18 protein-coding genes are annotated in these 24,541 nt (G+C 47.0%); 10 read left to right on the top strand and 8 right to left on the bottom strand.

Translation table 11 applies throughout. The features are described 5' to 3' along the window. Positions 1 to 40: 40 nt before the first annotated feature. A complete protein-coding gene (locus tag MHI48_RS05780; RefSeq protein WP_076319426.1) occupies positions 41 to 1,000 on the top strand; it encodes a hypothetical protein in 960 nt (319 codons plus the stop codon). A gap of 1,096 nt (positions 1,001 to 2,096) precedes the next feature. On the opposite strand, the gene nikR is transcribed toward MHI48_RS05780, so the two are convergent. From nikR to MHI48_RS05750, 6 genes are all read right to left on the bottom strand, one after another. Next, positions 2,097 to 2,636, bottom strand: coding sequence for a nickel-responsive transcriptional regulator NikR (gene nikR, locus MHI48_RS05775; protein WP_076319425.1), 540 nt, complete (start codon positions 2,634 to 2,636; stop codon positions 2,097 to 2,099). 52 nt (positions 2,637 to 2,688) lie between these two features. Beyond that, positions 2,689 to 3,714: an alpha/beta hydrolase gene (locus tag MHI48_RS05770; protein ID WP_179086586.1), complete on the bottom strand. Its 1,026-nt coding sequence runs from the start codon at positions 3,712 to 3,714 to the stop codon at positions 2,689 to 2,691. 80 nt (positions 3,715 to 3,794) lie between these two features. Continuing rightward, positions 3,795 to 4,898, bottom strand: a complete 1,104-nt coding sequence (locus MHI48_RS05765) for a hypothetical protein (RefSeq protein ID WP_076329445.1) — start codon at positions 4,896 to 4,898, stop codon at positions 3,795 to 3,797. 286 nt (positions 4,899 to 5,184) lie between these two features. Continuing rightward, the gene (locus MHI48_RS05760) at positions 5,185 to 7,233 is read right to left on the bottom strand and encodes a hypothetical protein (protein ID WP_405143367.1); all 2,049 of its coding nucleotides are present in this window, start codon (positions 7,231 to 7,233) and stop codon (positions 5,185 to 5,187) included. Continuing rightward, positions 7,187 to 8,089, bottom strand: a complete 903-nt coding sequence (locus tag MHI48_RS05755; protein ID WP_076329443.1) for an ABC transporter ATP-binding protein — start codon at positions 8,087 to 8,089, stop codon at positions 7,187 to 7,189. Before MHI48_RS05755 ends, MHI48_RS05760 begins: the two co-directional genes overlap by 47 nt. Continuing rightward, positions 8,082 to 8,471, bottom strand: coding sequence for a GntR family transcriptional regulator (locus tag MHI48_RS05750; protein WP_036606399.1), 390 nt, complete (start codon positions 8,469 to 8,471; stop codon positions 8,082 to 8,084). Before MHI48_RS05750 ends, MHI48_RS05755 begins: the two co-directional genes overlap by 8 nt. A gap of 1,259 nt (positions 8,472 to 9,730) precedes the next feature. Here MHI48_RS05750 and MHI48_RS05745 point away from each other — a divergent pair. Next, positions 9,731 to 10,633 (top strand): futalosine hydrolase, encoded by a 903-nt coding sequence (locus tag MHI48_RS05745; protein ID WP_076329442.1) that lies wholly within the window; start codon positions 9,731 to 9,733, stop codon positions 10,631 to 10,633. Next, positions 10,630 to 11,472 carry a 1,4-dihydroxy-6-naphthoate synthase gene (locus tag MHI48_RS05740; RefSeq protein WP_017690309.1) on the top strand — a complete coding sequence of 281 codons (843 nt, stop codon included), beginning with the start codon at positions 10,630 to 10,632 and terminating at the stop codon, positions 11,470 to 11,472. The genes MHI48_RS05745 and MHI48_RS05740 overlap by 4 nt, the downstream gene beginning before the upstream one ends. 1,217 nt (positions 11,473 to 12,689) lie before the next feature. Here the strand turns inward: MHI48_RS05740 and pcp are convergent. Then, positions 12,690 to 13,313 (bottom strand): pyroglutamyl-peptidase I, encoded by a 624-nt coding sequence (gene pcp, locus MHI48_RS05735; protein ID WP_076329441.1) that lies wholly within the window; start codon positions 13,311 to 13,313, stop codon positions 12,690 to 12,692. Positions 13,314 to 13,334: 21 nt separating this feature from the next. Further along, the gene (locus MHI48_RS05730) at positions 13,335 to 14,336 is read right to left on the bottom strand and encodes a Gfo/Idh/MocA family protein (RefSeq protein WP_076329440.1); all 1,002 of its coding nucleotides are present in this window, start codon (positions 14,334 to 14,336) and stop codon (positions 13,335 to 13,337) included. A gap of 494 nt (positions 14,337 to 14,830) precedes the next feature. On the opposite strand from MHI48_RS05730, the gene MHI48_RS05725 reads away from it, so the two are divergent. From MHI48_RS05725 to MHI48_RS05695, 7 genes are all read left to right on the top strand, one after another. Continuing rightward, positions 14,831 to 16,561 carry an AraC family transcriptional regulator gene (locus MHI48_RS05725; RefSeq protein ID WP_076329439.1) on the top strand — a complete coding sequence of 577 codons (1,731 nt, stop codon included), beginning with the start codon at positions 14,831 to 14,833 and terminating at the stop codon, positions 16,559 to 16,561. A gap of 99 nt (positions 16,562 to 16,660) precedes the next feature. Then, entirely contained in the window at positions 16,661 to 17,734 is a 1,074-nt protein-coding gene (locus MHI48_RS05720) for an iron ABC transporter permease (RefSeq protein WP_081745833.1), read from the top strand. Positions 17,735 to 17,736: 2 nt separating this feature from the next. Continuing rightward, positions 17,737 to 18,753, top strand: a complete 1,017-nt coding sequence (locus tag MHI48_RS05715) for an iron ABC transporter permease (protein WP_076329438.1) — start codon at positions 17,737 to 17,739, stop codon at positions 18,751 to 18,753. A gap of 61 nt (positions 18,754 to 18,814) precedes the next feature. Then, positions 18,815 to 19,762 (top strand): iron-hydroxamate ABC transporter substrate-binding protein, encoded by a 948-nt coding sequence (locus MHI48_RS05710; protein WP_076329437.1) that lies wholly within the window; start codon positions 18,815 to 18,817, stop codon positions 19,760 to 19,762. A 256-nt stretch (positions 19,763 to 20,018) separates the two neighbouring features. Beyond that, the gene (locus tag MHI48_RS05705) at positions 20,019 to 20,453 is read left to right on the top strand and encodes a MarR family winged helix-turn-helix transcriptional regulator (protein WP_076253351.1); all 435 of its coding nucleotides are present in this window, start codon (positions 20,019 to 20,021) and stop codon (positions 20,451 to 20,453) included. An 83-nt stretch (positions 20,454 to 20,536) separates the two neighbouring features. Next, positions 20,537 to 22,321 carry an ABC transporter ATP-binding protein gene (locus tag MHI48_RS05700; protein WP_076329436.1) on the top strand — a complete coding sequence of 595 codons (1,785 nt, stop codon included), beginning with the start codon at positions 20,537 to 20,539 and terminating at the stop codon, positions 22,319 to 22,321. Further along, complete coding sequence (locus tag MHI48_RS05695; protein WP_143781500.1) at positions 22,314 to 24,146, top strand: ABC transporter ATP-binding protein; 1,833 nt, start codon at positions 22,314 to 22,316, stop codon at positions 24,144 to 24,146. The genes MHI48_RS05700 and MHI48_RS05695 overlap by 8 nt, the downstream gene beginning before the upstream one ends. Positions 24,147 to 24,541 lie beyond the last annotated feature (395 nt).

Genomic DNA, 24,541 nt, shown 5'->3' with positions numbered 1-24,541 from the left:
CTTTATATGAGCTCCTGTTTCTGTCGAACCAAAAGAAAGTTTGTTTTTTGCTACAACAGAAGAAATTAGCAAATACGTAGCACGGTCAAACATTGTAATAGAGAACCCTAGTTCTGATTTACCTGACCTTAATGATTACAGCTCTTTCGCATATGATGTAAAGGAAGTTGCAATCAACCCTGAACTGAGATCATTCTTACAAAAAGCACTTCAAGGCGGGAAAAAGGTTTACTTATATGGTGGGCTGACTTCGGGGAAATATGAAGAGCTTTTAAACCAACCGTTAGAGTTTAAAGTAAGTAATGAAGCTGAGGGGGAAGTAAGATCGCTCGTCATTAATGATGTTCAACAAAACGAAGGTGAACTAAAAAGGCACCTAAAAGAAACAACCGAACAAGAGATTGTGGGTTATAATCTCGAGGATAAAAACTATAAATTGTTGTTGCTTAACTATCAAAACATGAATGAAAACGGAAACGAAATACCTACGGATGCATCAATTATTTTAAATCAAATCCTCAATCACGAAGAAAGAGCGAATCAAATTATTCCTTCTGCTACTATTATAAAAAGTAATGCAACTGATATTAGGACTGTTGTCGGCCTTTATGGACAATATAGTGGTGAAATGGTTACTCAATGGTTTCTGTACAAAGAAAATAATGAGTCAGATCCAAAATTTGATTATTTCGCAATCAAAGATATTATTCGAATAAACAAACTTGGCGGCTCTACCAATTCCAAGAAGTTAACAGTTACTCATGATGTCATTTACGCAAAAGATGATTTATATAACACAAGTGCAGATACAGCAAAGTGGATAATCACACCTGGTTTCTTAAAGAATCTCCAAGGATCAGATAGACTTGAATTAGGTAGCAGCTGGAAAGCAAATCCTGCATACACTTACACCGGAGTACAGGTCAGTCATGTTTCGGAATGGCACAGTGCCATTGAACACATGTTCGATTTAAGTAACACATTCAATGTGGGGGTATAATTGGTAATGAGTAAATTCCAAAAAATTGTGTCTGTTCTGCTGGTGCTAATAATTGTCTTACTGTGTCTTAACTATTTTGAGATACGGTACAGCAATAAATTACAAAATATTATCATTGAGCATTTGTACAATCATAAATCCTAAAACAAATTTAATTACAAAAGGCCACCTACATCTTAAATTGTTCCCTGTAAAGTAAACAGTAAAAAAACAAAAAATGAGTTCATTTAGATGCCTTAGTTCGGATGACGTGCTAAGGCATCTTGTTTATGCAGCTCGTCCGTATTCGTTCGGAGATACACAGCTCAAATGCTCTGTGTAACGGTAGTTTCTTAGTAGCACAATATACCTGTGAATCACGCTGTGAAGATCTTAGTAGTGCCCTAGATATAATAATTTTTAACTTATACGTTCCCCAAAATCGTTCAATCGGTTGGTTATCCAGACAGCGACTTACACGAAACTTCCTCTTCGTTTATCCGTACTTCAACTGAAGATGGTTCTACTCACGAGACATGTGCTGAAAGCCTCTGTCACTCTGGATCATAGGCAGCACACCTGAATGTTTGACATACGCCTTTTTCAAGGTATCCATCACGAGTTTATTATCTGCGTGGGATGAGTACCTATGAAACAAGACGCTTCACTTTCTAGCATGCACACTTTACATTTTTTTGGAAGAAGTTAAATTGTGCACTCCCTATTCGTTCTTGAGCTGTTTTTTTACGTCCCTTAATCACAGGAGACCGTTTTTTTCCCTTTATGAGCAGGTTTACATTCGATCCCCTGAGTATCGGTTTTCGGTACCTTTAACCCGTCCAATCCATGTACTCTGTATCCTGGACTGAATTCTTGCTTACCCCAAAGTGTTTAGCTTCTACATTCGGATTGAATTGGAGCTCAAGACAGCGTTGTACGATGTGTAATTTGATTTCTAAAGAAACCGGACTTAGTTAAGGCATAAGAAAACTCCCCTCATCGTAGACGTAGAAGTTTGTTTTCTCTGCTGTCTACGATGAAGGGAGCATATCACATCTAACCAATGGTCTGTTTTAATTACATTCGCTATTTTTTAAAAACTTCACTCGTATTTGTCTTACTCCGTAGAGCGATGATGATGATGGCTGTGACCATGCTGACCCGCACTTTGATTGTGGTCCAGACTTTGATTCAGATTGCCATCCTGACCGCTACTCTGAGCATGAGCCAGTTTATTAAGTTCATCCACATAAGTCACAGACAGCTCCGCATACAATACCCCTTTTTGTACCTGGATCTGTTGATGCAAATGACGCAATCGTCCCAGGTTACCCCGTACGGCAATTACCTCCAGGCATTGGTCATGGTTCAGGTGCACGTGCATATTGGAAATGATGTCATGATGCGCCTCATGCTGGAGCTCCATCAAACGAATGGGAAGATCACTGATATGGTGATCGTAGACCATAACAATGGTGCCGGCCACATCCTGATCGGATTGTAATGCAGAAGGTTGCAGTAATGTTTTGCGAACAAGATCACGGAAAGCCTCAGATCGGTTTTTGTATCCCTGTTCCTCAATATACTGGTCAAACTGCTCAATTAGAGGTGTAGGAAACGCCACCCCGAACCGGGTCAAATCTTCTTTATCTGCCATACTTCTCCTCCTGCGCCCTCATTTGCTTCGAGTGTACCACAGACTTGTCTGCTCATCGACTATACTGTTGCATGAATCGTACTGCCGAATGTATCGCCTGTTGTCCAGCGTCACTCCCCAGATCAAATTGATAATCATGTCCCAGCTTCTCTGATGAGTTTGAGAAAAACAAGGTTTCCACCTCAACATCAAGGCGCTTCAATACTTGTGCCAGCTCAATCGATTGACTGGTCAACGGGTCATCATTGCCTGAGGTAATGAATGCAGGCGGGTACTCTGCTGTGGCCTGAAGCACGGTCGACATTTCATGCAGACGTGGATAGTCTTCGAATGTTTTGACTCCCGTATATGACCAGAGAAATGTCCGTATGAGTGGAAAGCCTGTATTGGCTACCGTGCTTAGATTGTATGGACCACAGAATAGCAGAACCCCACGCAACTCTTCCGGCTGGGCGGCTGGTGTTATGTTCATCAGCTTGGCGAGAGATGGATTGGTCACCACTGCCGCAGTCTGACTTGCAATCTGGGCACCTGCCGAATTGCCTGCGAGAAATATGTTCTCCGGGTCACCGTGATACTCACTGACATGGTTCTTCACGTAAGTCAAAGCCTGATTCGCCTGGATCACGGGAATGGGATATTTCGTAACCGGTGCGAGCGCATAATTCATACTGACCACAACGTAACCCTGTTTGGCTAATTGTACGGCATAATCTGCGATATCCTTTTTGTCACCCAAGACCCATCCACCACCATGAACCCACAACACAACAGGCAAAGGTTCCGATGTTACGGAAGGATAATAGATATCCAGCGTACTGTCATTACGCCCTTCGTCTGCATAGGGTACATCCGCAACACGAGTTATCCCATCCGAGAACGTAGTGTCCTTGCTATTTGTGTCTGGATTAGCAGTTTCAATTAATGATTTTAATAAAAATACCGTTATTTTGGGTGTCCATTGTGTACCAATCCCAATAAAACCTATGATCAAAATTAGTACAACGCTGGGAATCCAGTAACGTTTACGTTTAAAACCTTTTGCCCCCGTACGTTTCGTTTCCAACTTGGACTGCAATAGCTCCACCTCGTTCCATCATCATCGAAGCGTCTTTACATCTAAAGTTGTGTACGTTGCAGAGAGGACCGGGTTTCCTCTTATTTGGGTCTCTTGGCGATTTCCTGCCTGACTTTCATATACGCAGTGGATACGTTTTGCTCCAGTGTATGAATACTTTGTTTTGTTCCTGCCCACTTCTCTGCTGCAGACGCCAAGGTGTTCAATGAGCTGAGTACACGTGACGTTTGGCTTTGTTTTGTACTCTGTTTGAACTGTTGTAGAGCGTTGGAATATCGTTCTTTTGCCAGACTCGCCTGTTTTTTAGCCGTTTGAATCTGTTTCTTCGCGGAGTCGGCCCCTGCTAGCATAGCTCGTAAACGTTTTATTTCAGCGCTCTTCCGTTTACGTGATTCAGCAAGTTCCTTTTTCTTGATCCGGATGTCTTCTCTGGCAATTTTCACAACGGGTCTCAACGTCTCTGCCTGTGTGCGGATCGCTGCACTCCATTCCTTATTTTTGATGGCTTTGGCTGCATCCAACTGTCGATTGACTGAACTGTATAGGGCGAATAGCGGTTCATATCGGGCCTGTGTTTGCTTTACCTTTTCAGCTAGAGCTGCGACCTTCGCATCATCGATTTGTCTTATTTCTACACGTAATCGCTCCAATTCCGCGGTATTGGCGGCATGAAGTGTCTTTATTTTTTGTTCCCAAACCTGCTCTTGAGCCTTCCAGTTCCCCACTTTCTCGTACGCTTGCTTCAACGTTAACTTGGTTTGTGCATCAGCTTTGTTCAAAACAGAATCCCATGCTTTTTGCGCGGTTACGCCAAGATCTATGCCCGCAGCCTCCACTGAAGAAGCAAAATACATCGTGCCTGCGCTGAACAGAATCACAAGCCCTATAAGCAGGCGTGATCCGAAAATAAGATGAGTCAACAATGGCAATTGACGACGCCGGACGTTACTTTGTTCCTTCATGTGACTATGGCTACCTGCTACTGGAGAAGGGAATAGTATGTCACTCGTCTCCATTAAAGCTATTTCTTCTGTAGATATATCTTCGATATGCTGTCGCCCCTTCTTCTCTTCTACTAAACCGTGATGTTCTATGAAGTTATGAGAGCTTGATCGTTCCAATAGGGAACAACATACCATGGCCTCCTGTTCATTTATCGTTTCCTTCCATGCTTCTGTTTGCATGCGTCTCTACACCCTTTCTTCTAAAATATTTAGCAGAATAGCCAACGAAATCAGCGAACGACAAAAAAGCACCCGCAAGTCAGGCATTTGCCTGCTCTTACGGGTGCTTCCCTCATAAGCCGTTCCATATGAGATTCGATTGAACGAGTCGCTCAAACCTTTCCTTTTTCTAATATATTCCATTCACTGTGTCTGGTCAAGTAAATCTGGTTTCACTGGTTGAATAAAACTTTCGATCAACGGGAGAACCCTTCCCGCTTATAGTTAACAACTGATACAACTCAGCTTATTGATTGACCAAAATAGCTTTCATTTCCTTGGTCAGATCCTCTTCTTTCAACATCATATAGATGTTCTCGCCACGAATAACATTCAACTTGATCTGATAAATGGTATCTTTCTCTGTTAGATAACCCGACCGTTGACGATTGAGTAGATCGCTAATGATTTCTTTGTTTTGAGTCGCGACCTGCTTCTTGATGCTAAGACTCCCATCGATATATTCTGACTGCGGAGTGGCCCACTGAAACGAACCCGGACTGTTGATCTCTTGCTTCACAAACTGAGCGGAGACAATCTCGTCTGCCTGGACAAGCAACTGATCGTATAATTTGTTCTCCTTCAGCCAAGCCAACACCCGATCATAGCTAGGTTTGATCTCAAAATTCCACATCTCTTTCGGTTGAAATGGATCTTTTGAAGACGAATCCTGATTCATCTCCGCGTAGGCAAACGACTGCCACGGGGAGCGCTGTTCTTCATAGGTCTGATCCAAAATGTCCTGTCTCAACAATGCTTTGAACTCACGGACTTGCTCCGGATTGCTAATATAAACCTTCCGGTATGAACTTATGGCAGAGCGAATGCCGAAACTTAATGCATCTTCATCCAGCTTATACGTTTCAAAGGCGACTCTTTTGTAATCTTGGGACTGTTTCAGAGCCATTAATTCTTGATGGAATTCGGCTTCTGGAATATAGTATTTACGTTTCATCACTTTGCCGTTATCCAGCTTGTAGTTAATTAATATAGACTCATCATTACGCATACCTGTATTAATCGGATCATCCAGTAAAGGAAGATCGGAATTCACAATTTTTTGATGAAGAGCGATAACTGCCCCCATGTATTCCGGATCATTAGAATAGAGGTGAGCATCGTCCTTTTTCTGACTGACACCGTTACTGTAGGTATAACTCTCCCCACCAAGCTTGATACTGTTCACCTTGCTCATTTCAGGCACTCGAGCGGCGTATCCATTCCAGTCGGCAATAGGTACGTACAGTATCAGACCAGCGATGATACCATATAGAATCAGCTTGGGTAGCAGCCTGCTGCTCCAGATCAGCCATGTTTTGCGAATAATCATCTCGGCAACGATATAACCTACAATTCCGCCGAGGATATATCCGAAGATTCCCCATCCAGCTGATCCTCTTGGAGCAATCATTGTAAAGTAACCTCCGCCAATCAGAACCAATGTAAACATCAATCCAAAGCGAAATATAGGTTTTATAAGCTTAAACGTAACTGCTTGGGTAGCAGATTCAACCTGTCTTTTCGCATAAAGTACATAGGTTAGAGGAATAAACAGGATTGCAAATATCGCATAGATAATTAACTCCTGACGGATTACAGGGAGGTTACTGATCGAACCCACACGCAGGACAAGTGAGAGTTTCTCCGCATTAAAGCCCACTTCTTCAAAAGCATATCCGAGCAAATAATGCTGGAGATGAAGTGACATAATGAACCATACGACAACAGGTAACAAGACGAGTGCGTACACGGTGAGTCCCTGCAATACAGATTGACCAATACACATGCCCACCGCCACAGTTAGCATGAACATAAACAGCGAGTAGATACTCATGCTCAAGCCCCACATCCAGATTGTACTGCCATCGAACAGAAACGCAGGTTGATCCAGTACCGCCCATACCCAGCCGGTAATCGCAGTTGTAATCCAGATTGGAATCAGGATCATGACAAATCCGGTCAACAGATTCACCGTTAATAGATGTTTACGACGTAACGGCAAACTATGGAACAGATCCGAAGGTGCACCAGACTGAATATACCGAAAAAGAAAAATACCAGCTGCTACGGGCAGTGTGATAGCGAACAGAATCTGCACTTCACCATTGGCCTGAAACAAACTTATAATCTGCTGTGGCACATCCCTGTACTCGGTAGCGATATATAACGGAAGTGAGAACAACAATGTGATGAGATATAAAATGCCTATCCATCCATGCTGTCTGAAATTTTGGATCAGGATGCCCCGGTTACAGAACAATCGGTTGAATATCATATCCTGCGTCCTCCATTTCATAGATAAAGATTTCTTCGAGCGTCAAAGGCAGTACATCCAGCAGATATGGATCATGTATACGGAATTTATCCGTTACCTGTTGTCGGCTGCCTTTGACAATGTACAGGGATACACTTCCCCGTTTCTCTTCATGCAAAATATCAATCTGCTCATCCATGGCTTTGGCATGGTCCGGGTGGCGGAAAGCAACCTGGATTTTATGCGTATCCGCCTTCAGATCATCGAGATCCTTCTCTACAATAATTCGGCCTTTGTGCATAATCGCCACATGGTCACACAAATCTTCGATCTCACGCAAGTTGTGCGACGAGATGACAATGGTTACCTGACGCTCAGCTGCTTCCTGGAACAGCAAGTTTTTGATCTGCTGGCGCATGACCGGGTCAAGGCCGTCAATAGGCTCATCCATCAGCAGCACTTCAGGCATGCAGCTAAGTCCCAGCCATACGGCTGCCTGACGGCGCATGCCTTTGGACATACGATGCAGCTTGCGTTTTACATCCAGTTTGAACACGGTGGCCAGTTGCTTGAACCGTTCCTCATTCCAGCGCGGATATACCGAACGATAAAATGCAGCCATCTGAGTTATTGAAGATTGCGGGAAAAAGTATGGCGAATCGGCCATAAAAATTGTGCGGCCTTTGAGATCCATATTTTCATAAATCTCATTATCTTCGATACGAACAGTTCCGCTGTCCTGACGGTAAATACCAGCCATCATTTTGAGCAGCGATGTCTTGCCTGCCCCGTTGGAACCGAGCAAACCATAGATCGACCCCTTATGTATGTGCATCGTTACGCCATCCACTGCCTTTTCCTGTTCAAATGCTTTGACGACTTGATTCAGCTCAATCATGAGGCTCCTCCTTCTCTATACGGGCCATCGCTTCCTCAAACAAAAGCGTCATATCCGCTTTGGTCAAACCGGAATACGAAGCTTCTGCAATCAACTTCACCAGAGACTCTCTGATCTCATCTCTCATGGCTTCATTCGGATGTTCCACTGACGATGATACGAAGCTCCCTTTTCCCTGCAAAGAATAAATGTAACCTTCACGTTCAAGCTCACGATACGCTTTCTGAATCGTATTTGGATTCACGGTCAGCTGCGTGGATAACGCACGAACGGAAGGAAGCTGCTCGTCGGGCTTTAGAATACCGTATACGATCATTTCTTTGACTTTGTCCACTAGTTGCTCGTAGATCGCCTTACGGCTGCGTACATCTAATTCGAACATCCCGCACCTCCTTTCTGTAAATGTGTGAAATAACCTATGGGTTTTAAATATGACTGTATCTGAGGTGTATGTGTAGTTATCTGGGTGTAAAAAGGCATTACCTAAGCTGTACAGCTGTACGTATTCAACTCTTAGGTGTATTAACTGTATTACTATTATTAATACAGTTAAATCGAATTGTCAACCGTTGACTTTGACTTCTTGTTTTATTGGGAGTACGTTAATAAAGATAGGTTATATGGTTTAAATGACATATATAATTTGGGGAAGCAGGTTCATTCTGGCTTACGACGGGGCTCGATCAGGGTGGCGTTCACATGAAGTGAAGCAAAACCACTATCTGAAGCGATGTGGCTAGATGTGGCTACTTGAAGTGATACGGCTACCCGCAACCTTTGCTTGACCGCTTTTGACAGAATTACATGCAAAGGTTGTTCAGATCTTTCCCCTTCCGTTATGATGGAGATGAAATATTGTTCAATAATCACTGTATCTTTGTTACTTTTTTGTGCGCGTTTAATCTGATTGATTGTTAGGTCTGTTATGCGTTAGTTGTGTTGTTTTGTGTTGTTTTGTGTTGTGTTGTGTTGTTTTGTGTTGTGTTGTGTTGTCTCGCGTTATAGATCTATTGTCTGCACAAACGGTAGGCCGTAAAGTGGGCAGCTATATCAGAGTTAGCAAAACTGTGTATTTGCTTAAAATTCGGGTTTGCACAAATAAGCTACTATGCAGTGGTCGAGTGTAGACTGGACCGTTATTCATTTGGCTTGTTGGTCTAAAATCCTAAGGCTATATATGATTCGCGTTGGATGGGTCGGGCAGACTCCAGCCTTTTGAATCGTTTATCTGTTCGTTTGGAGGGCCAACTCGTGCTGTCCGCACTGAGCATACATATTGTAGATATGTCTTTCAAAGGGTGGACACGGACATGAGAAAGCACCTCGGAATTGATATTCTACATATAGATTATTTTTAATTTTATATCTGAAAACATCTATATGTAGTGTTTCATATTCATGGATGGATATAGTATCTTTTTAGAAAAAGTGTCCACTCTTTGAAAGACAAAATCAAGATAAATGTCCTTTTGTAGTGGACAAATATATGCCCGAATTCCATTTATATAAGCTGAACTATACATTTACACGAAAATATAGAAGTAAGTAGTAACCCTAAGAAGTGTAACTAGAAACTTGCTGTAAGAAAGATACTATGGAGGCATATGTTACACTTCTAATACCTCATAAGGAGAATCCGAGATGAATGAACATAGACAGGATAAAGATCAGAATAATAAAGCGAACGCCTCATTCGAGACTAGTGACCAACAGGGAGAATTAAGCGAGGCAACAACGACTTCAGATACTAGTCCGGTACAAGCAAATTCATCACAACGTGTGTTAATTGTAACCGCGGTTGATGCGGAGAAAGATGCGGTCCTCCGTGGTTTGGGAGACATGGCCGCGGAACGATTTGACGTCATCGCTGCTGGCGTTGGCCCAGCCTCGGCCGCAGCAGGAACAGCCGCTACATTGGCATATGCCGTAGCGGCTGCGAGCACTAGGGCGTTGGCGCAGGGTTCCACCGCGCCAAGCCCATCCGATGTGGCACAGGCATCTGCCACATCTTCAAGGCCGGGCCCCCTTGCCGGAGCCGGATCACCAGCCTACATGCTGGTGATCAGTGCCGGCATCGGCGGCGGGTTCCCCGGCCGGGCAGACGTCGGCTCCCTCGTGGTAGCCGACGCCATGGTTGCTGCCGATCTGGGCTCGCAGACGCCAGACGGCTTCCTTAGTGTGGACGAGCTTGGATTCGGCTCGTCCATTGTGGCGGCGGACGCGGAGCTTGCCGCTCGCCTGCGCCATGAGCTGCAGCGGGCCGGGCTCGCTGTCAGCGGAGGCACTGCGGTCACCGTGTCCACGGCGACCGGAACAGCGGAGACAGCCGCGGAGCTATTGCGCCGCGTGCCGGATGCCGCCGCCGAAGGCATGGAAGGCTTCGGCGTGGCAACAGCTGCCCAGCAGTTCGGCGTGCCAGCACTCGAACTGCGGGCCATATCCAACGCGGTCGGTCCACGCGACCGCGACGCTTGGCGCATCAAGGACGCCCTCGATGCGCTCCAGGCCGCAAGTTCCATTTTACGGGAGGTTATTACATCATGAAAATTGCATTTTCCCCTTGTCCAAACGATACATTTATCTTTCACGCGTGGGTGCACGGGTTAATCCCGGGCGCACCTAAGCTGGATGTCCGTTATGCTGATATTGATATTACCAATGGTCTGGCAGCAAATCCGGATGGACCCGACACACCTGAAGTGATGAAAATATCTTATGCAGCACTGCCATACGTGTTATCTGACTATGCTCTGCTTCCTGCTGGAGGCGCACTTGGCAGAGGCTGTGGTCCTTTGGTTCTGACCGCAAATGGCACGACCGATCCAGCATATCTGTCTGGACGACGGGTTGCTGTGCCAAGTGAACGCTCGACAGCATATCTATTATTCCGTCTGTGGGCAGCGCAAAATGTTCCTGGCGGTGTAGGCGAGATTGTTGTCATGCCATTCGACCAGATCATGCCTGCTGTTCGTGACGGCAAGATCGATGCCGGACTTGTCATCCATGAAGCACGCTTCACGTACCAGAATTATGATCTCAAACTAATGACAGATCTCGGGAACTGGTGGGAAAGCGACACAGGCCTTCCGATCCCGCTTGGAGCGATCATCGCACGTCGCAACATGGATGCTCATGCCCTCGCCGGATGGGCACGCGCCTCCGTTGAATATGCATGGGCGCACCCGGATGAGTCGAGAGCATACGTTATGGAACATGCCCAAGAAATGGACCCTGACGTAGCTGCACAACATATCGGCCTGTACGTTAACGAGTTCAGCGCCAACCTGGGTGATGATGGTTACGGTGCAATCACTGCACTGCTTGGCCGCGCCATGAAAGAAGGACTCGTTCCCGAGTTCGACCTTGATCTGTTGCGAATCTAACTTTGATTTAATTTGAGTTAGTTTCACTTCGCTCTATATCTAAAGAACCTAGCGCATCTTATTTAGCCGAATAACGTGGTATGAGAATTCTAAAGAATCTCAGACACCGTATTCGGCTAAATCTCGTTCATATCACCGACAAACTCGCATAATTTCGCACAACAACGATCCTACGATTCGTTAGAAATTGGTATGTGCGGATTTTCGGCGAATAGCGTGTGCTCGGTTCGTTAGAGTCCGTTCCAAGACGCTCTGAGGAGCAAGCTTTGTAGAAGCCTATTCGGGGATTCGAAATTTAAGTGGTTTGTAAAAGTAGACTTAGGGTGCTACAAATTCGCAGTTTTTTTCTCTTACGAACCCAGTGCACCTTATTTAGCCAAATATCATGCTACGAAAATTCTAACGAATCCCAGACACTCTATTCAGTTAGCAATCGGTCATATCACCAACAAATTCGCTTCATTCCACCCAATAACGATCCTACGATTCGTTAGAAATTGGTATGTGCAGATTTTCCTAGAATAGCGTGTGCTCGGTTCGTTTGAGTCCGTTCCAAGGTGTTCTGAGGAGTAAGCTTCGTAGAAGTCTATTCGGGGTTTTCGTGGATACAAACCACTTAGCTAGCCAAGGTAATGGTGGTGTCCTTGCGTCTTGTTTCTTAAGAGCTTAGTTACTTAGGGTTAGTAAAGGTCGTATTCAGGAGGGCACGAATCGGAGTCCGTCTTTTAAACTCCCCTGTACCTATTTAGCTGATTCCCTACTTTCCAGCAAAAGTTATATAAGCCTTACCGGGTTTCGGGTTTGCGGTTTGCGGTTTGCGGTTTTAGAGTCTAATTTTTAACTAGGCAAAAAACTTTCATCAAGGTTCTTTGCTGCAAACTAGTGACCTCACTAACCATGTTGGACTACACTACCCATGACACATGACACACGAAATAGAAAGAGCTGTCCCCTAACGTCAGACTTATGACGATGGGACAGCTCTTTTTTTACTCTCTATTCAACTTCATATTTATACTCATATCTAACACTCTGCTCAACCCAAGATCGAAGCAGACAAAAACCATGCAACTACACGCTCTCCACGTCATCTTGAACCCTACTGTACCTCCATCACCCCAACTCACTACTCTCCCTCTCACAACTACGGTCTACGAATCCAACCAACCGTCACCTACGATCTGCTGCAACCGCAGCCGAACGATCGTAACCATCCCCTACGAATCAGCCACAACCGTGTGGATCATGATCCGCAGCGCATCCAGCATCATGGGAATAGGAAGCGATGGAACGGAAGGTTGCAACACAGCCATCTCTGTGGAGGCAGGAAAGTGTACAAATCCTGCACGGATCGGAAGATGCCCTATACGAATGTGATCCAGTACCCGATACATCGTGTTGTTGCAGATATATGTACCTGCTGTATTGGACACGGTAGCTGGAATACCTGCTGCGGACATGTCATTCACCATGGCACGTATGGGCAACGTGGAGAACAAAGCGTCCGGGCTGCCGTCTACAATTGGCTCGTCCACAGGACGCTGTCCTTGGTTATCCGCGTAGGAGCCTGGCGGAATGTCTTTGACATTCACGGCGATCCGCTCCGGTGTGATGGATGTTCTGCCCTTGGCCAGCCCACAGGCGATGACGACATCTGGCCGATAGGCTTCCATCTCTGCGATTAGCAGGTCTGCACATTCATCAAAGTGCACGGGCAACAGTACTGTTTTTAGCTCAGCACCCTCAATCACTTCGTTTGCAAGAGCATCCATTAATGCCCCCGTCGGATTCACCGCATCCCCGCCAAAAGGTTCAAACCCGGATATCAGAATCTTCACCATCACACGTCAGCTCCTGTCTGTTTACTCCGATTTGTAACGTAATCCCCACTGGCCCCGAATCGTGTCCATCAGTTTCATGATTTCCAAGGATTCGTCCAGTTTAATGGTGTTGCTCTCCGTCCGACCTTCGAGGATACAACGTCCCGCTTCTTCTGCCTCAAAAGCATAACCAATACATGTTCGATCATCCGTGAACTTCTCCGGCTCGTCCTGACCATTCACATGCAGATAGGCTTCTTTACCCGCCAAGAATAAAGGAAGACGAATCTTGCCTTCCGTACCGTATATGACCGCTTCATTGCTAAGGTTCAGACGAATGGCAGCACTCAGTGATGCAGAACGTCCCTCGGAATAGGACAACAACACGGAAAATTGCTCGTCCACACCCGTCTCACCGATATTGGCTGTACTCCATACATGCTGGGGCTGTTCACCAAAGATCATCGATGCAAAGGAGATCGGGTACACCCCTGCATCCAGCAAAGCGCCCCCACCCAGATCGGGATTAAGCAATCTTCCTTCCGGCTCCCAGCCGACACGGAATCCAAAGTCTGCCTGGAGCAAACGTACTTCACCGATTCGTCCTTCTGCAATCCATGCTCTGGCTTGAGCGATCGGTGGCAAAAAGCGTGTCCACATCCCTTCCATCAGGAAAAGGTTACGCTCCCGTGCCGTCTCCACCAGTTGCTCCAACTGACGTGCATTCATCGTAAATGGCTTTTCACAGAGCACCGCTTTACCTGCCTCCAGACAAGCCACTACATTCTCCTTATGCACAGGGTGAGGTGTTGCCACATAGATAATATCTACCTCAGGATCTTGCAGCATCTCTTCATAAGAACCGTAAGCGCGTGCAAAACCATATTCAGCTGCAAACTTCTCCGCACTTCCCGCTGTCCGTGAACCTACCGCTGCTTTCACAGCGTTTCCCGCATGCTCCAGATCCCTTGCAAACTGGGATGCAATCCATCCCGTGCCCATAATGCCCCAGCGTACTTTGTCCCGTCCCACTACTTCTGTCATATTAAAGCCTCCCTACTGCAATTTGAGTTGAAAAGGTTCATGATTCATATCAGGCCAACATGTTATCCCCTTTATTTTACCAAAAAGAAACGCTTACGTCAGAAAACGATTTCGATTATGTGCTTTCAATAGACTTCAAGCTCATCAGGGCCTCGAACATATCTGTGTACATTTCAATTCTCCAGTAGATTTGCTAAGATTATCAGCAGACTAGGGCCAAGAAGTCTTGTCCGTAAACATACTTGTAACTAGCGGCAATCTGTTTAAACTATCGATCACATCTGATAACGGGATCATATACCCTGTGCTATTCATAAAACATCTGGCTATACTGCAAACGTGCTTTTGACAAGGCAGCCAGTATTCACTACATCATGCAAAACGCATCAATAGATGAGACGTTCAAGAAAGACGCTCAGGTCCGAGAAAATATGGTGTGTTCCATATTCAATCATTACCTAAACTGTTCAAAAGAGAGGAGGACGCATAACACCATGACTACCATCCCGGGTACCGCCCACAGCGGCATGAATCCACACACGTTGCACCAGCAGACAAGTCCCAATGCAGAAAAGGAATCCTCAACTCGAGCAGACCTGGATGCATTCTTGAATGATACCCTGATCGAACTTCGTCAGGCAGAACATATTATAACCCGTGAGAAATGGCGCTGGTCCACAACTGAGTTAGCTCATCATACCTTCATATACATGCACAAATTCACAGGCCAACTGATCATGAATGGAATCATATCTCACGTGGTTCGCAAATCAGCTTGTCTATCCCTACCAGGAACTGCAATTGAACTGTTTAGTGATGAAGACCATGATATTGAACTGTATATCATTCACTTTGATATGTATCGGGCTACGGAGAAAACAAAAGCCAGACGAATCTACGAACGTGAGCTCAGTTCACCTGTTACAGGCTGGATTCAGGGCCCATTTTACGGTATACAGCGCATTGCCGCACAGCTTACACAATTAAGCAATGAAGGTTTGGAAAGGGGCTTGAAAGCACAGCTCTTCCTGACGGAACTGTTACATATGCTCTGGCCTCAAGAAGACCAGACTGACGTGGGGGCTGGGCAGGATGAACCCGAACAGTGGCTCAGGTCCACCCTGCAATACATGCGCGAAAACTATATGCACGAGATCAAGCTGGAGAAGCTGGCTGAACTGGCTGACATGCACCCGTCCTATTACTCGCAGCTATTCAAGAGCCGCATGCAGAAAAATCCGATTGAGTACATCACTCATCTGCGTATGAACCGAGCCAAGGAATTGCTGCTTACTTCAGATCTGCGTATCCGTGATGTGGCTCGTGAAGTGGGTTACCGTGACGAATTTTATTTCAGCCGACGTTTCCGAAACCATGCCGGTTATGCGCCAACTTCCTATTCGAAGCAGGTCCACCGAAATATCGTGTCGCTCTCCTATCCATACACGGACCACCTGATGACACTTGGCATCACGCCATGCGCAGCTCAGATCCAAGGCCATCTTCCTCATATGCCCAAATCGCTGACGCTGCCCTTCCACGCCTATGAACCTTGGGAACAGGGACGTCAGGCTTTCCTGGATGTGAATCCTGAATTGATTCTGACCAAGGACAATGCAGCTGCCAAAGCGATGGAGCATATTGGCGATGTCGCGCCCATCATCACGATTCCCTGGAACCAGACAGACGTCTTCGGTCATCTGCATCAGATTGCATCCATTGTGGATCGTACCCAAGCAGCGACAGATTGGCTGGATCGACATGAACGCAAGGCAGAGCGTGCACGCAAAAAAATCAAGGAATTCGTCGGGGACATCACCGTTGCCGTTGGCACGTTAACACCTAAAGGTCCACGGATGTACAGCCATCGGAACTTTGGACATGTCTTTTATCGAACCTTGCAATTGGCCGCTCCTCAGCGCATTCAGACCGAACTGGCTGGCAAATCTCCCGGCGTTGGATTCAACTGGCTGCCCTTCACACCAGGAGAATGGGACGGACTTGAGGCAGATGTGCTGGTACTGGCGATTAATTCTATGCATGAAAAGGCAACACTGTTGAAAGAGATGGCTTCGAATCCACTGTGGAACAGCCATCCTGCGGTAAAAAACGGACGTGTACATCTCATCGACTGGAACTCATGGGTCGTATATGCTCCATATTCCATCAACATCCAGCTCGATGAAGCGATCTCTATGTTGACGAACAAACCTTCACTTTTGTAATCTAAAAAATGTCCATCTCCAGAATCTTAATTTATGCCATGTACGGGCCTGAATTAAGATTCTATAATGATCACTAATTGATAATGATAATCAATAACAATGAAATACGTTGTTGGTACCAAAGGAGTGACCCGTATTCAACATCCGGGACTGCCACATCGTCCGTCTAATTCAAGAAAATCTGCAGTGACCGTTGGGCTGACGTTTTTGTCTGCCATAGCCATACTGCTGCTAAGTATGTTTGTCGCAATCTCTTTAGGTGCCAAAGGGTTAACGCTGGAAACCGTATGGGCTGCCATATTTCAGTACAACCCAGCTTTGACACCACACCAGATTATTCATGAGCTGCGGCTGCCTCGTGTCCTTGCCGCAGTTATTATCGGCGCTGCCTTTGCCGTTGCAGGAGCTTTAATGCAAGGCATTACGCGTAATCCGCTGGCAGACACGGGCATTCTGGGCATTAATGCTGGAGCCACTTTTGTCGTAGCACTGAGCTTTGCCTTTTGGCCCGGACTGCCATACGGCTGGATTATGTTTTTATCATTCGTGGGAGCTGTTCTGGGCACACTGCTTATCTTCCTGCTTGGAATGGCAGCACCTGGTGGTCTGAATTCCATCAGACTGACCGTTGCCGGAGCGGTTATTGCAGCCATGTTAACCTCGCTCAGCACAGGTGTTGCCATTTATTTTGACCTGAGTCAGGATCTGGCCTTCTGGTATGCGGGAGGTTTTGGCGGAATAGAATGGCGGCATCTGAAGTTAATCCTTCCCGTGCTGCTCGTGACGCTGGTACTGATCATGCCACTCGCCCGGCGTGTATCCCTTATGTCACTCGGTGAAGAAGTAGCGATTAATCTCGGGATTAACTTGCGCTGGACGAGGTTTCTCGCCCTCGCAGCGGTTGTTGTGCTGGCTGGTGTGTCCGTGTCGGCAGTAGGCTCGATTGGATTTGTCGGACTTGTCATCCCTCATATCTCACGCAAACTGGTGGGTGTGGATTATCGACTCATCATTCCGATGTCTTCTCTGCTTGGAGCGATATTACTGGTGCTCGCTGATCTGGGCTCACGCATCGTGAACCCGCCCGAGGAGCTCGCGGTAGGCATTATGGTCGCTTTTGTCGGTGTACCTTTCTTCCTCTATCTGGCCCGTAAAGAAAGGAGGGCCTTGTAGCGATGAATTTTAATACACCTTCACGAGGTAAACGTTCGATAGTCGTCAGTATCACGCTGCTCTGCATCGCCATTGCCGTTATTGTGATCAGCCTGAACACGGGAACCATTCGTCTCTCCCCAGCGGCTGTGTTACAGACTTTGTTTGGTAATGGCAGTTCGGATGATCAGATTGTACTGTTTGATTACCGACTGCCTCGCATCCTGGTAACTGTACTGGCCGGAGCGGGACTTGGTATTGCCGGAGCAGCCTTGCAAGGGATCACCCGCAATCCATTGGCGGACCCGGGCATTCTGGGATTACATGCAGGGGCTGCATTTGGACTAATGGTGTTTGTTAGTCTCTCCTTTACGATGGATGGCTCTGTGGCCTTGCTGATCCCGTTGTTTGCTTTTGCAGGCAGTGTGGCCGCTGCCCTGATCATCATGCTGTTATCTTATGATCGCCATAACGGCGTATCACCCATTAAGCTGATTCTGGTGGGAATCGCGGTAGCGGCCGGGTTCCATGCCTTGACACTCTACCTATCCCTGCGTCTGGATGAAGACACCTATTCCTTTGCCGCTCGCTGGTTGGCAGGAAACGTCTGGGGCCGGGATTGGATTCATGTGCAAGCGTTGCTTCCTTGGGTGGTGTTATGTATCTCGTACATTTGGAGTCGATCCAAAACGCTCGATGCCTTCAATCTTGGAGATGCTGCCGCAACCAGTATCGGGACACCTGTCCGATCCCAGCGTATTATTTTGCTGCTCTGTGCCGTGGCCTTGTCTGCCGTTAGTGTATCCATGGCTGGTGGGATCGGCTTTATCGGTCTGGCGGCGCCACATCTGGCGCGCAGACTTGTTGGTCCGATGCATCGGCATCTGATTCCTGCTGCCGGGCTCATCGGTATGGTTATTCTGGTGACCGCTGATACGATCGGGCGAACCATCTTTCAGCCTAATGCCATTCCGGCAGGCGTGGTGGTTGCTGCGATTGGTGCACCTTACTTTTTGTACCTGTTAGTACGAAGCAAGTGATCTTTTTTTCAAAAAAACAATTAAGACATCCAAGAGATGTTCAAGGAGAATGTGACTACCCATGTTAAAGAAAAATCTTATGCTTGTCATGAGTATCTGTATGGTACTTGTACTCGCAGCCTGTGGAACGGCCAATAATTCACCATCTGCTTCTGGTGGTTCGTCTACGGATACTTCAACCAAGAATCAAGACAACAGTGCAAGTTCGGGAGAGCAACGTATTGCCTCCATGTCGATCCATCTGACCAATGATCTGCTGTCTCTCGGCATTACTCCGGTTGGTTCCGTTATCGGTGGCGAAGCCAAAGGTTTCCTGTCCCATGTTGCTGATCAACTTCAAAATACAACGCCACTTGGTCCGGTTAAAGACCCGGATATGGAAGCTTTGCTTGCCCTGAAACCCGATGTGATCTATCTGGACGAAGAATTCTCCGGTGGTGATATTGCCAAATTCGAAAAAATTGCTCCGGTGCATGTCTTCAATCTGGATGACGGTACATGGCGCGACCATCTGAAAGACATTGGCAAACTCGTGAATCGCGAGAAGGAAGCCGAGCAATACATTCAGGACTACGCAACCGAAACGGAAGAAGTGAAGTCCCTCATTAACGACACCATTGGTGATGGTACTGTGATGGCGATCCGTGTTACTGCCAAAGAATTACGTGTGTTCAGTACACGCCGTCCCATGGGTCCCATTTTATATGAGGATCTCGGTCTGACTCCTGCCAAAGGGATCACAGATATCGATTCGACTAAACCGTATCAAGTCGTCTCCCGTGAAATATTGCCAGACTATGATGCAGATGCGATCTTTGTGGTTGTGAATTCGGATGATGAAGCCCAGACCATGTTCAAGGAGCTGCAAAACAATCCGATCTGGCAAGGCCTGAAAGCAGTCAAAGCCGGCCATGTCTACCCGATTGGTGCACAACCTTGGCTGGATTACTCATCGATCGGTAATAAAATGGCCATGGATGAAGCCAAAGAAATGTTCTCCAAAAAATAATTTTCCTTACACTCCACACTTAACGTGTCACAATACCAAAAAACCTCTCTTAGAGACCGGAACAGAGTTAGTTATCATACTCTCTTCCGCTCAAAACAGAGGTTTTTTTCTTATCTATTTTACTTGTTTACTTTCCAGCCAATCGACCTGGAGATACCTTTAATCCAAAATTAACGACTTGTATTCACTTGACGATATGTCAAATCAAACTTAAGATTTATTTAGTCGACTAACTAAAAGGATAGGAGTAGATGATATGAACCCAGTCCAAAATGATCGGTTAATGGGACAGCTATCCGAACTCGTGAAACTGAAACGCTACAAGGTTCATGAGAAACTTGTGAACCACCCCGAGTTATACCCGGGGCAGCCCCCTTTGCTGTTCCAGCTTGAACGGGAAGATGGCCAATCCCAGAAAAACCTGGCCGAACAACTTCAGCGCAGTCCCGCAACGGTAACCGTGATGCTCAAGCGCATGGAATCATCCGGTTATGTGAGACGTGAAGCAGACCCGAAAGATATGCGCAGTTTGCGGGTATACCTGACGGATCAAGGGCGCTCTGCGCTACAAGAATTGAGAGAAGTGATTCAGGAGTTGGAACAGCAAGCCCAGAAAGATTTTACACCGGAAGAATCCGAGATCATGTCTGAACTTGCACAGCGTATGCTTCAAAACCTGCGTGAAGCTTGAGGTAATAAAGATTCGCGATTGAAGCAGCTAAAGGTATTATGAAATTGATTCACTTATGCTGTGAAGATTGAGGTGATTCCCTATTGTGGACGTTAAAACGATTCTTGACCCCGTATAAGTCGGCGGCAATCGTCGCCCCGCTGCTCATGGTACTTGAGGTTACCATGGACCTGCTCCAGCCCAAGCTGATGTCCAGCATCGTAGATGATGGTGTACTTGCAGGGAATCTGCCCCATATCGTGACTACAGGTCTGATCATGCTACTTGTTGCGTTAATCGGCTGGGTTGGCGGCGCAGGCTGTACACTCTATTCAAGTAAAGCTGCCGTTGGATACGGCACAGATCTGCGCCAGGAACTGTTTGACCATATTCAAACCTTCTCCTTCCGCAATCTGGATACGTTTCAGGAAGGATCTCTGATCACTCGTCTGACCAGTGACATTACCCAGATGCAGACCTTTGTACAGATGCTGCTACGGATGTTTATCCGTTCACCAATGCTAATCATCGGTAGTATCATCATGGCGTTTACGATCAGTGTAAAGCTGGCTTTAATTCTTATTGCAACTGTACCGGTGCTGTTTATTATTTTATTTATTCTGATAAAAGCTTCCTATCCGCTGTTCGCCAGTGTGCAGAGCAAGCTTGATCAGGTCAACGCTGTGCTTCAGGAGAATCTTGCCGGCATTCGTGTCGTCAAGGCGTTTGCACGTGCGCGTCTGGAGAAAAAGCGGTTCAAACAATCCAATGAAGATTACACCTCAACTGCCGTCAAAGCCTGGCGTATTGTCACACTGAATGCACCCGTACTCAGCCTGATGCTGAACGCTACCATTGTAGCGGTGCTGTGGTTTGGAGGTTTCCAGGTAGTCGGAGGCGATATTGCTGCCGGAGATCTGATTGCTTTTATCAACTATGTCACGGTTGTACTCTCGTCCCTCACGTCGATCGGCATGATGATGATGAGTTTCTCCCGCGCCAAGGTATCAGCTGCACGGATCAACGAGGTGTTACATACACAGCCGGATATTCAATCGGGAACCGATAACTCCGGGAATGTACAGTCATCCCCGTCTACTCGTGATCAGTCCCGAAAACAAACGTCTTCTCTTCCCTCCCACACAGGCGGTCAAGTGGAGTTCAGAGACGTATCTTTCCGTTATGACGGAGACCATGCACTCACTGACATTAACCTGAAGGCTCGCCCGGGTGAGAAAGTGGCCCTGATCGGTTCAACAGGTTCAGGCAAAACCTCGCTGGTGCAGCTGATTCCCCGTCTATACGATGCTTCGCAGGGTGAAGTGCTCGTGAATGGAGTGAACGTTCGCCACTGGGATCTTCAGGATCTTCGCAGCCGTGTGTCCATTGTGCTACAGGAATCCATCCTGTTCAGCGGCAGCATCCGGGATAACATTTGTTTCGGCCGGCCCGGTGCAACGGATGCTGAATTGCGTGCTGCGGCACAAGCTGCGGCAGCGGATGATTTTATTATGAAACTGAAAGATGGGTATGACACGGAGCTGGGTCAACGCGGGGTCAATCTGTCCGGTGGACAGAAACAGCGGATATCCATTGCACGCGCCCTGCTCATGCGACCGGAAGTACTGATTCTGGATGATAGCACAAGTGCCGTGGATCTGCGTACGGAAGCGAGCATTCAGAAGGCTTTGCAGTCCTTGATGAAAGACAGCACGACCTTTTTGATTGCACAGCGGATCTCCTCCGTGAAGGATGCAGACTGTATATATGTCATTGATGAAGGACAGATCGTTGCCAGAGGCACACATGATGACCTTATGGCTCATTCATCACATTATCAAGCCATCTATTATTCGCAGCAATGGAAGGAGGATGTTCAATTTGGCTAAACCTGCATCTTCCTCCATACAACAAACGGTCGTGCCTCCCATCGGAAGACCCGGACCAGCGGGCAGAGGACCTGTTCCCAAAGTCAGAGCCAAAAATGCTCGGCACGCCCTGATTCGGGTATGGTCGTACATGGGGCGTCATCGCAAAGGAGTTATCGCTGCATTGGTGCTGACGGCTCTTGGAACACTGCTCAATCTGGCAGGACCCTATCTTCTCGGCCGCGCCGTTAACGAACATATCGTGCCCAAGGTAACCGCGGGTTTACTGAAGGAATGTCTCCTCTTGCTGAGTGTTTATGTCCTTGGCTCACTCCTGATGTGGGCTCAATCCTATGTCATGATTGGTGTGTCCCAACTGACCGTTAAAGATCTGCGACATGCGCTGTTCTCCCGACTACAAGAGCTGCCTATCCATTTTTTTGATAAAAATCAAAGCGGGGATCTGATGAGCCGGGCGACCAATGATATCGATAACGTATCTACAACGCTGAACCAAAGCGTAACCCAATTGATGTCCAGTGCCATCCTGCTCGTTGGTTCCTTATCGATCATGTTTGCACTCGATGTTCGTCTAACATTGCTTAGTCTGGTAACGGTACCGTTGATTACCATCGCCACTCGCCTGATCGCGTCAAGAACACGCAAACACTTCACCGCCCAGCAGAAATTGCTTGGTGAGCTTAACGGGTATGCTCAAGAAACCATTGCTGGACAAAAAGTCGTAGCGGCTTATAACCGTCAGGATCAGGCACATCAACATTTTGAGAATTTGAACGAGAAACTGCGCACATCCAGCACACAGGCCCAGACCGTTTCGGGTTTGGTTGGACCTACGATGAACGTGATGAACAATATCGGGTTTGCCATACTGGCTTCTGTAGGTGGATGGATGGCTTATCATGAAATGACGTCCATCGGACTGATCGTCAGCTTTCTCGCTTACTCCCGCCAGATTGAGCGGCCGCTCAACGATCTGGCCAATCAGTACAATCTGATTCAGGCTGCAATCGCAGGTGCTGAACGAGTGTTCCACATCATGGATACACCTAGCGAATACGTAGAGGAACAGAAGAAACAACTGGATCAGATTCAAGGTAAAGTGGTATTTGAAGACGTCTCCTTCGGGTACAGTGCGGAGCGAGACATTCTTAAGAAAGTTAGTTTTACTGCAAAACCTGGTGAGATGATTGCACTTGTTGGACCCACCGGCGCAGGCAAAACGACCATTATCAACCTGTTGCCCCGTTTCTACGAGATTACAGGCGGACGGATTACCATTGATGGATGTGACATCTCGGAACTGGAGAAGGATCAACTCCGTCGACAACTCGGCATTGTACTTCAGGATGCCTACCTGTTCTCGGGTACCATTCGCGACAATCTCGCCTACGGCAAGCCGGACGCAACCGATGAACAGATCAGGCAAGCGGCTGAGCTGGCGAATGCACATTCGTTCATCCGCAAACTGCCACAGGGTTACGATACCCCCATCATTTCCGGGGGAAGCAACCTGAGTCAGGGACAACGACAACTGCTGACCATTGCCCGGGCAATTCTGGCTGATCCGGCCATTCTTATTCTGGATGAAGCAACAAGCAGCATTGATACGCGTACAGAGATGAAGATCCAGGAAGCGATGCGCACTTTAATGAAAGACCGCACCAGCTTTGTCATCGCCCACAGACTGAGCACGATTCGTGAAGCCGATCAGATTCTCGTCATTGATGATGGACAGATCGCTGAATGGGGCAGCCATGACGAGTTGATGCAGCAACAAGGATTCTACTATCAGTTACATCAGGGACAGCTCAATAAGTCGAACTAAAGCGACTCTGCAAACTTACTCCATGCCGAAGCGGACCTTAGCGCGTACGGAGCAAGCGAATGCTCTGTATCCTGAATGTGCGAGGACATGTCCTTCGTGTGCGAACAAGTGATCAATACGCCACAAAAGCGGATATTCTCCATTCCACATGAAAAACTCCACTTCGCACCAAGCGGGATTGGAGGAATCTCCCCGCTTGGTGCGGGCCGGAGGAATCCTTCCGCTTGGTGCAGGCCGGAGGAGTCTTCTCGCTCGCTGTTGGAGCAGAGTATGCGCGAGCTCTAACGAATCTGAGGCGTCTTATTCAAGCTTTTGAAGCTCTCTCAGAAATCTAAGGAACCTGAGCCACGTTATATCCAAATAAACAGCCATTTTCAGCGTTTTTTCATGGGATG

The sequence above is a fragment of the Paenibacillus sp. FSL H7-0942 genome, from assembly GCF_045040715.1.
GTDB lineage: Bacteria > Bacillota > Bacilli > Paenibacillales > Paenibacillaceae > Paenibacillus > Paenibacillus amylolyticus.
The sequence above is the reverse complement of the archived record's forward strand: the minus strand, read 5'-3'. Positions and strand labels throughout refer to the sequence as shown.

Coding starts and splice junctions, on each gene's coding strand:
- MHI48_RS05745 (WP_076329442.1), top strand. CDS start 9,731: ATGAATGAACATAGACAGGATAAAGATCAGAATAATAAAGCGAACGCC.
- MHI48_RS05755 (WP_076329443.1), bottom strand. CDS start 8,089: ATGATTGAGCTGAATCAAGTCGTCAAAGCATTTGAACAGGAAAAGGCA.
- nikR (WP_076319425.1), bottom strand. CDS start 2,636: ATGGCAGATAAAGAAGATTTGACCCGGTTCGGGGTGGCGTTTCCTACA.
- MHI48_RS05725 (WP_076329439.1), top strand. CDS start 14,831: ATGACTACCATCCCGGGTACCGCCCACAGCGGCATGAATCCACACACG.
- pcp (WP_076329441.1), bottom strand. CDS start 13,313: ATGGTGAAGATTCTGATATCCGGGTTTGAACCTTTTGGCGGGGATGCG.
- MHI48_RS05760 (WP_405143367.1), bottom strand. CDS start 7,233: ATGAAATGGAGGACGCAGGATATGATATTCAACCGATTGTTCTGTAAC.
- MHI48_RS05740 (WP_017690309.1), top strand. CDS start 10,630: ATGAAAATTGCATTTTCCCCTTGTCCAAACGATACATTTATCTTTCAC.
- MHI48_RS05765 (WP_076329445.1), bottom strand. CDS start 4,898: ATGCAAACAGAAGCATGGAAGGAAACGATAAATGAACAGGAGGCCATG.
- MHI48_RS05720 (WP_081745833.1), top strand. CDS start 16,661: ATGAAATACGTTGTTGGTACCAAAGGAGTGACCCGTATTCAACATCCG.
- MHI48_RS05705 (WP_076253351.1), top strand. CDS start 20,019: ATGAACCCAGTCCAAAATGATCGGTTAATGGGACAGCTATCCGAACTC.
- MHI48_RS05710 (WP_076329437.1), top strand. CDS start 18,815: ATGTTAAAGAAAAATCTTATGCTTGTCATGAGTATCTGTATGGTACTT.
- MHI48_RS05715 (WP_076329438.1), top strand. CDS start 17,737: ATGAATTTTAATACACCTTCACGAGGTAAACGTTCGATAGTCGTCAGT.
- MHI48_RS05730 (WP_076329440.1), bottom strand. CDS start 14,336: ATGACAGAAGTAGTGGGACGGGACAAAGTACGCTGGGGCATTATGGGC.
- MHI48_RS05750 (WP_036606399.1), bottom strand. CDS start 8,471: ATGTTCGAATTAGATGTACGCAGCCGTAAGGCGATCTACGAGCAACTA.